This is a genomic window from Nitrospirota bacterium (assembly GCA_015233895.1).
In the GTDB taxonomy this organism is placed as follows: domain Bacteria; phylum Nitrospirota; class Thermodesulfovibrionia; order Thermodesulfovibrionales; family Magnetobacteriaceae; genus Magnetomonas.
Map to the genome: position 1 here is coordinate 1 of JADFXG010000051.1, position 8,632 is coordinate 8,632.

The window sequence follows — 8,632 nt, forward strand, 5'->3', positions numbered from 1 at the left end:
TAAAAAAAACGGGCAGACTAATCAGCCTGTATCATTGAAGAAGACGGTGTCACTGAAGAAGACTGTGTATTTGATAAAGACGGTGTATTTGATAAAGACGGTGTCACTGAAGAAGACTGTGTATTTGATAAAGACGGTGTCACTGAAGAAGACTGTGTATTTGATAAAGACTGTGTCACAGAAGAGGACTGTGTCACAGAAGAGGACGCCCCCTCCTTGTCATTGCTGTCTTTTTTCTTGTCATTCCCGCCTACGAGCGGGAATCCAGTCTTTTTCAGTGTATCCTCATTTGACATAAAGTCCTCATTCAACATTTGCCCGTCATGATCTTTTAATAAATCGGCGATTATCGGCGTTACGAAATAATATTTAACCGCGTCTGTATCGCTTGTCTTAACTGTTGAAATCTCAATAAGAGTCAGATTGCCTAAATATTCCAAATCAGTTACCGCAGCACCCTCAGGCTGCTCCTTAAGCGCCTTAAGTTGAACCGGAATTCTAAAATTTGAAAACAGATACAAAACCCTTTTTTGCTCAACACTTACCAGCTTTAGTAACTCATTAAAAACAAGATTCAGCGCCATCTCAGACCTTACGTCTTTAACTTTTGCAGCTAAAACCGCTTTCATCCCGATTATCGTTTGCAGCGACTCTGTGATTTCCGATTTCTTGCTCTTATAAATCTCGTTAAAGAACTCAAGAGCGCGGAAATTCCCGCCCAGATTTTTATGTAAAAATCTCACAAAATCAACAAACTCAGCTTCTTGCTTATCAAAAATCGTATCTAAATAGAATTTCTTGTTTAGCTCATGATGAATTTCAAACAGTTCCAGATATTGGCACTTTTTCCAGTAATCGTTAAACCCGATGTTGTTTAAATTGACCTCGATTATATTTGCAAGTCCGGGGATCGCATACCTGCCGGTTAAAACCAGCTGTACGATCTTCTCGTTACAGAGATGTTTTATCACCTCGTAAATGTCATTATATTCGCTATGAAAATTACCGGTTGAAACATCCTGAAAAGTCTCAAGATTGTCAAACACTAACACGGGGTCAAATTTTTCTACATAAGCATTTAATAAAACATCAATCTTATCCAAAGCCTTTTCTGTAGATTTTGCACAAAGAATAGCGTTCATGAATTTTTCTGAGCTGGTTTTCATCATATTAAGTTCAATTAATTTCAAAACATCGTCAATAGAGCGCACCTTATCAGTAATAATTACTGGTATCGTTTTAGCTGGATTCTTACTTATAGCGCGCTGAACCATATACTCGGCCATCGTGCTTTTACCGACTCCTCCCTGACCCTTCAGCATGATAGGTCTCTTATCAAAAAACGGCTCAAAGACTTTTGCTTTCTCAGCTCTGCGCCTGACAAACATAAAACCCGCCTTATGAGCCAATGATATTTGTTTTCCTTCGGTCACATACTGATATGTTGTTAATTCCAGAGGAACAGGAGCGCTATTCCAATCCACAAGGTTTTCAATTTTACGTGAGACGTAGAGATTTGGAATCATCCACTGTTGCGTTGAATAGCCGGTCTTAGCAGCTTGTTGTTCATAAACTTTTAGCCTATTTAGTGCGTTTGTAAATGCCTTAGTAATGGGCAGTTTTTTTGCAAGCTCTTTATAAAGCTCTGCCGTGAAAAATATTGCATGGTCGTCTATTACAGACATTCCCATAGAAACAACAGCCGGAGTATTAACGTTTAAGAGTTTGCTGGTTTATGCCGCTTAGGATTTTCTCGGAGCCGCCCTGAACGGTCTGACACGAGGACAACACAACAAGCGGGATTTTATAATCGGGGTTAAAATTGATCGCTTTAGCGAACTTATCTTCATCTGTTAATTCACCTTTTAACGTATAGTGATTTTCTAACTGTAAATACCCTTTATCGTTTTCAAATTTTTTACCATCTTTATCCTTTTTGCCTTCCTTAAACACGCCGTGGCCGGAAAAGTGCAGAATGTGGTATTGGTTAGTTTCAATTTTTGCTTTTAAAGCGTCAAGGGAACCGTCATCGGTATAGTCAATTTGTACATGACCGGTTTTAAGAAGTGGTTCAAAGGCTTTTAAAATGTCGCCCTCTTCTTTTTCGTAAGAGAGGCGCTCCTTTAATTCTAAATCAAGCGGTGATGAAATCATAATAAGGATTTTTAGCGGTGCTGCCACATGCGGTGTAAAATCGGCGCAGTTTTTATCACTTATTTTAGCGGGTGTTTTTAATAGATGCAGGGTTTCGATGTCACCGAGCCGTGTTTTAGTGTCGGACTCAACGGCAAGCGGCCACGGGAGATTCAGGATTTCGTTGTCATCGTCAAGCAGCCGCAGCACATAATGATTGCCGGTTTCAACGGCATCTTTAAGAATTGTTTTTACATCAGGGTTAGCGGCGATAACATTTGATAGTTCATCTTTCAGAGGGTCAAGGATTTTATCGTTGACGATTCCATGATTTTCCATCGCCTCGTTAAATTGTGAACCGAGTTCTTTTAGTTTCGTTCGTTGTTCGGCAGAAATATCAAGCGTAACGTCTTTCCATTGCATAGTAGCCCTCGTCCTCGTTCCGTATGAAATGTACTGTCCAAATTATAACTCAGAATATGGAGGAGATTGCAAGGGCACAGAGGAAACGTTGCGGAGCAATCTACAAGATTGCACCAACGCAGGACTTAGCCGTAATTAACATAATCCATTAAGTCACAACACAATAATCGTGTTCTCTCATCTTTGTCTTGTGCCGATAGGTAGAAAAAGCCGTTTTTTTCATAGAAATTTATTATATTTGGATTGTTATAAGCATCAACCGTTATAAACCTGCATCCGGTCTTATTATTATCGGCGAACGAGTCTTTTATATAGTCAAATAACAGCGTTCCATAGCCTTGTCTCTGATAATCTTTATGAACACCTAAACGGCCTATTTTAACTGCAGGAAAAGTAGTGTAACGTTTTTTATCCGGAAAACGTTTGCTGATTCTTTTAGTACGGTCTATCTTGTCATTCAGAACACTATAAAAAGCAATTGTTTCCCGATCGCTTTCTAAAATGTATGTAACGGCAAGTAACTGTTTAAGATGTTCTTTGGACTGATTGATAAAGAAATCGTTTAAATCGTCCTCTCCACAATCAAAAGGCTTTAACTTATAATTTAAATTAAGCCGTATGAAACTATAGTCATTCAGGGAACTTGGCAATATTTTTTAGCTTTGCAGCGTTTTCTTTTATTCTCTTTCTTTCCTCATCCGATATCTTATGTAAACCGGCTTCCGATTCTGCTGCCCGTTTCCAGAAGTTATCAGCATCTTTCCCTTTTAACACGGGAGTTGCTTTAATCGGTAATGCCATTTGACCCTCCTTTAACTCAGAAACATACTATATCAATTATAACTCAGAATATGGCAGGGATTGCAAGGGCACAGAGGAAAGGCAGCCACAGGGGGCTGCCCCTACAAGGGCGCAGACATTAGTGGCGGGATTGCTCCAACGCAGGCGGGCAAAAACTATTCCTTGTATAATTGCACGAATTCATCAACAGTCAGTCCTGCTTTTTTGATTTCATGACATAAGACAGGTTCTTTTATAGGTTTTCCTTTGTGGTATGGTAAAACAACAGCCACCTCATTCTTAACGAGCTTTACGTGGCTGCCTCTTTGAGATTTAAACTCCCAACCCGCTTTTAGGAATGTCTTTATAACTCTGTCAGGGTGTAAATTACTAAGTTTACCCATCAGGCGATATTTGCCTGAGCACCTGCCGTGTCTTCAAGATAAAGCTCCATAGCCTCTTTTATCATTTCAAGACACTCCTCTGCCGTCTCTCCCTGAGACACCACGCCGAGAGCGGGAGACTCTACCCAAAAACCACCCGCCTCCGTATCAGGATGCAAAATAACCTCATACCGCTTACCGTAAACCATTACCATATCTTTGTCAGCAGTTATCATTATACTAAACACTAATACTATTTGATACAAAAATGCAACCGCGTTGTTTCCTTTATCTGCGCCATCTGCGGATTAATCTTTTTTTGAATTACTTATTTACAGCCACAGGCTTACCAAACAAATCCATCTGTCTGATACGTTTTCCAGAGGCTGTATCCCAAACCGACACCGTACCGTTCCATAACCCAGCTACCACTGATTTCCCATCCGGCGTAAGCGACAACGATGAGACATGTCTTGAACCCTCCGGGAAAACCGCCGCCTCGTTGCCTGAGGATATGTCCCACACCCGGATAAGCCCTGTGGCCCCGCCCGATACGGCATACTTGTCATCCGGAGTGATTACTATAGAGGACACCGCGGCAGTGTGTCCCATAAGCGCTTTTACTTCACGCCCCAGCTCTGTGTCCCACACTCTGACCGCCCCGTCATACCCCCCCCCTGTCAACATAAACCGCCCCGATTTACTTATCGCTATTGTCTTTATGTCCTTAGTGTTGCCGACAAAGGTTTTTATCTCTGAGGCCGATTTAATATCCCAAAGTTTCAACCTGTTATCCATCCCCGCCGACACTGCATACCGCCCGTCTGCGGTCACGGCTATTGCCACAATGTTGCTCTTTGGGCCGGTAAAAGCCGATAACTCCCTGCCTGAGGTTATGTCCCACAGTTTTAATTTGTCGTTTTTGGCGGCACTTAACAGCTGATTGCTGCCTGCCACTAACGCTATAGCGTTTATCTGGTCTTTGTGGCCGGCAAAGGTTTTTAGTTTTCTCCCTGTCACAGCGTCCCAGCGTTTGACTGTGTTGCCGACAATTCCAACCACTGATTTCCCGTCCGGCGTCAGAAACGCTGATTTAATCGGATGAATGTTGCTTGTAATTTCACTAACCACAGCGCCGGTTTTGATGTCTGTGATTTTGACCTGCCCGGAGCTGTCTATCATCTTGTTGCGTGCGCCGCCAACCGCAATGAACCTGCCATCTGTTGATACATTTACTGAGGTAACATCACCGTTAAACCCTGCCGGTTTAAAGAGAGTTTTATCACTTGCTGTGTCTGCATGGGCTCCGGGCTGAAGCCTATAAACTGTCACCTGGCTTATCCCCGGTGACGTAAACTGCCCGTATATGTCCGGAACCGGCATGTTGCCAATTACCGGGCCATCATGAATAGCAAAGGTTACCGGTGCGTAGTACTTTGCGTATTTTAACGGGGGATACAGAGGCTCTGCCGGTGTATCCTCCGATACGCACTCCGGAAATATCCACTCCGGCAGAGTCCGGAAATCCACTGTCTCTATAAATCTTGCATTAATCACACGCATACCGGTGTAAAACATCAGGGCAAACTCCGGGCATGACGACAGTACCGTATCGGTGGGTTTACCTGCTTTTTGCAAGTAATTGACCGTATCCTCTAATTGGTTTGACGAGTCAGCCAGAGTGTTTTTTATCAGATTATAGACCGTAATTTTTGGGTAGTGCATCACAAGCATAGGTTCATTTAAAGACTTAAACGGATATGCGCTTACATAGGAGATATAGTTTGTAAAACATAAAAGACATATCAGAGGCAGCCTAAGCCACACAGGACGCACATAGTTTGCCAGAATAAACACTATCAAAAGCACAAAAACCGGTATAAGATGCACTATATATCTTATGTAAATTTCCGGAGCAAGTGAGACGATAGCCAGGTTAAAAGGTATGGTAAGAACCAGAAACGCCATAATATCTTTCTGAAGTGCTGGCACATTTGGCAGGACGCCACCCCTTGTGTTTGGAACTATCCACCGAAACAGATAGTACGCAGGCGGAATAAAAATCAAAACAAAAGGGAAAATATTGAAATGAATCTCAGAAATATAAAACTGTAGTTTAGAGACAATATCCCCCCTGCCCATAAGACCAGACTGGCCCCAGGGCTTTGCATATATCAGCCACGGTAGCGCAATAAGTGAAAAAGCGCTTATGCTGATTAAAACGGAGGGCAAAAATCCTTTATTTCTTTTGCGGGTAAAAACTGCCAAAATCCATATCGCAAAAACACTGCCGCCCATGACGATGTAGTTTGTGTAAAACTGCAGGGCCAGGCTGGCAGTTAAGATGGCAATTCCGGATTTTCTTTTTCCGGTTAAGATGTTGTAAAGGGCAAGGATTAGTAAAATCTCTGCAAATATCACGATAGAGTAGTATCTGCACTGCCTTGCATGGAGAACAAACAGCTCAGATGCGGCAACAAGGGCAGCCGCCGAGATTGCCGCTTTATGTGATTTGAATATGCGGTAAGACAGCAGTGCCATTAAAAACACGGCGGCAGCTCCTGTTGTGGTAAACGGAATGCGTCCGGCGGTAGTCGTAAAGCCAAAGGTTTTAAAAGACGCTGCGGCAAGGTATTCGTCCAGCCATGGCCGCCATGTTACTATGTTGGATTTGTTTTCAAATATGGAGGGGCCATAGAGGGAAATGTAGTTTTTGCCGTCATAGGCTTTGGGTATGCCAAATTTAGTAATGCTTACCGCAAGGTCTGCCGTTTCCGCCTCGTCAGCCCAAAAATACCGGTCGCTAAGATTGTAAAACAATATGAAAACCGTATATATGCAAAGGGCTGCATACAAAAGCGAATCAAACACCGTTACAGATTTAAGCGGTTTTATGGGATTTTCGTACAAATCACTCCTCACCCCGTATTTTACAATAATTTATTATTTCATGCTGCAAATTTCTAAGAGGGTTTGGAATCTTCTTAGCAGGATTTGGAGTCTTTTCCCAACAAATAAGTGTTAATCAGTTTAGTTGATGAAAAGACGATTTCCTCTTGTGTGAATCTGATTTCAGCTCCGATTTCTTTAACGACGTCAAATTCCCGCTGGATTTTACCGGTGGGATCCACCAGTTTTTCAAACTCCTGGCCTTTAACATAAATGTCAGGCCTGAGCAGCCTCAGAGTTTCCTCTGCGGTAGGCCATTTGTTTATAGCGACAAAATTGACACATGCAAGGGCTGCAATGCTTTCGGCTCTCAGAGTTTGGTTAAAGACGGGCCTGCCCGGACCCTTATCAATATAGATATCCGGACTAACTGTCACAACAAGGATGTCTCCCATTTTTTTAGCTGCCTGAAAGTGCTTAATATGCCCGGGGTGCATCAGATCAAAGCAGCCGTGGCAGTGCACGATTTTCTTTCCCTCAGATTTTAACTGCTTAAGTGTTTTAGCCAGCTCCTCAAGCGGTGTTATTACCAATTATGTTTCCCCCTTCATATATAACCCTTCCGTGATGTGCAGCTGGGTAAACAATTGTGCCTATCACGTCCTTATACCGCTTAAACTCATCAGGCGTTTTCACAATAATATCCTTTGGTACGGAAATATCCCGCAGAAGTTTTCTCAATGGAACAGCCCTTTTATGCGGCGCTTCAACTGTGTCAGTGATAATCATAATATCCAGATCGCTGTCTGTTGTCGGTTTTCCATATGCATACGAGCCAAACAATATTATCTTTTCAGGACTGCAAAAGGCGGCTATCCTTTGGACAATTTCAGTAATTGTCTCATCTACGTTCACAAAAACTCCTTTTGGTAGTCAAACAGTTACGCAAAAATATCCTTAATATTGACCTCTAAACCTTCGATAATTTTAGATTTAATAACGCCTTCAAGCTCTGCAAAAGAGTACTTTATGTACTTAGCGTTTTCTATTATAAAAATCTCCACAGCCAGAAACTCCGGAATTACAATCCAGTACTCCGGCACTTTGTATCGTTCATAGACAGCCTTTTTTATTTCGGTATCTTTCTCATACGTTCCCGCAGACACTATCTCACAGACCATATCAGGCACCCCTCGTATCCAGTCCTGAAAGATCGCCATGTTTTCATTTCGAATAAATAATATATCGGGTTGAAGCCTGTTTTCTCCCTCCTCAAATATAACGTCAAGTGGAGCAAGGTACACATTGCCGGTGTTATTTTTTTTGACATACTGACGAATAAGAGCGTATAAGTTTCCCACTATATTTTGATGTTTTCCAAACGGGCTGGGCCCCATGATTTCCTCCCCATTGATGATTTCCGTCAAATCCAGGTCTCTCTCAATCGTTTGCATAACCGTCATGGAGTATTCTAACACAGGTAATTGCGCTTTGTCGCTTTGCGAAAAAGAGTAATACATGGTATAATTTAGTATGTCGTTAACTGTAGAAAAAAGCGCAGCCTCATAGGTTGCCGAATATGGGTGGAGCCCAAACAAAACCACTCTTGAGACTTTTGAAAAGACTGACAGAGGAGAAGACTTAACCTGGTTTGAAAGCATTGACGGTTTGTTGAAAGATTTGGTTATCAACGAATGATGTACAAGCCTGTTCGTAGGGGGCAATTTAAGTAAGATATTAAACAGATACTAAAGCGCGGTGCCGATTTAGAGCAAGTAGCTGCCAAAAAGGTAATATAATGTAATGGTGGAGAAAAAGGACTGGATCCCGCAACAAGTGCGGGATGACAAAGGGGTGGTTCTTATCCTGTCATTCCTGCGAAGGCAGGAATCCAGTTTTTTATTTATATCTTTGAACGCAACTCGAGACCGTTGCAAAATTCCCAAAATGTGGGAAAAGTATTTCCCAATTAATACCGAGTAGCAGCCTAAAATATAATAATGATGAGATTACCACGTCGCTAT

General features: G+C 42.2%; 10 protein-coding genes. All 10 read right to left on the reverse strand.

The window, feature by feature from the left end; genetic code table 11:
• Window positions 1-17: 17 nt before the first annotated feature.
• The 10 genes from HQK88_16910 to HQK88_16955 all read right to left on the reverse strand — a co-directional run bounded on the left by HQK88_16910 (window position 18) and on the right by HQK88_16955 (window position 8,206).
• On the reverse strand, window positions 18-1,691 hold the full coding sequence (locus HQK88_16910) for an AAA family ATPase (protein ID MBF0618481.1): 1,674 nt from the start codon (window positions 1,689-1,691) through the stop codon (window positions 18-20).
• A 19-nt stretch (window positions 1,692-1,710) separates the two neighbouring features.
• On the reverse strand, window positions 1,711-2,556 hold the full coding sequence (locus tag HQK88_16915; protein MBF0618482.1) for a CHAT domain-containing protein: 846 nt from the start codon (window positions 2,554-2,556) through the stop codon (window positions 1,711-1,713).
• 125 nt (window positions 2,557-2,681) lie between these two features.
• On the reverse strand, window positions 2,682-3,194 hold the full coding sequence (locus HQK88_16920) for a GNAT family N-acetyltransferase (GenBank protein MBF0618483.1): 513 nt from the start codon (window positions 3,192-3,194) through the stop codon (window positions 2,682-2,684).
• Window positions 3,187-3,357 carry a hypothetical protein gene (locus HQK88_16925; protein MBF0618484.1) on the reverse strand — a complete coding sequence of 57 codons (171 nt, stop codon included), beginning with the start codon at window positions 3,355-3,357 and terminating at the stop codon, window positions 3,187-3,189. The genes HQK88_16920 and HQK88_16925 overlap by 8 nt, the downstream gene beginning before the upstream one ends.
• 155 nt (window positions 3,358-3,512) lie before the next feature.
• Window positions 3,513-3,740: a type II toxin-antitoxin system HicA family toxin gene (locus HQK88_16930; GenBank protein MBF0618485.1), complete on the reverse strand. Its 228-nt coding sequence runs from the start codon at window positions 3,738-3,740 to the stop codon at window positions 3,513-3,515.
• On the reverse strand, window positions 3,740-3,928 hold the full coding sequence (locus HQK88_16935) for a type II toxin-antitoxin system HicB family antitoxin (GenBank protein MBF0618486.1): 189 nt from the start codon (window positions 3,926-3,928) through the stop codon (window positions 3,740-3,742). The genes HQK88_16930 and HQK88_16935 overlap by 1 nt, the downstream gene beginning before the upstream one ends.
• 115 nt (window positions 3,929-4,043) lie before the next feature.
• Complete coding sequence (locus HQK88_16940) at window positions 4,044-6,629, reverse strand: glycosyltransferase family 39 protein (protein ID MBF0618487.1); 2,586 nt, start codon at window positions 6,627-6,629, stop codon at window positions 4,044-4,046.
• 74 nt (window positions 6,630-6,703) lie between these two features.
• The gene (locus tag HQK88_16945; GenBank protein ID MBF0618488.1) at window positions 6,704-7,201 is read right to left on the reverse strand and encodes an adenylyltransferase/cytidyltransferase family protein; all 498 of its coding nucleotides are present in this window, start codon (window positions 7,199-7,201) and stop codon (window positions 6,704-6,706) included.
• On the reverse strand, window positions 7,182-7,523 hold the full coding sequence (locus tag HQK88_16950; GenBank protein MBF0618489.1) for a nucleotidyltransferase domain-containing protein: 342 nt from the start codon (window positions 7,521-7,523) through the stop codon (window positions 7,182-7,184). The genes HQK88_16945 and HQK88_16950 overlap by 20 nt, the downstream gene beginning before the upstream one ends.
• Before the next feature lie 26 nt (window positions 7,524-7,549).
• Window positions 7,550-8,206, reverse strand: a complete 657-nt coding sequence (locus tag HQK88_16955) for a Uma2 family endonuclease (protein ID MBF0618490.1) — start codon at window positions 8,204-8,206, stop codon at window positions 7,550-7,552.
• Window positions 8,207-8,632 lie beyond the last annotated feature (426 nt).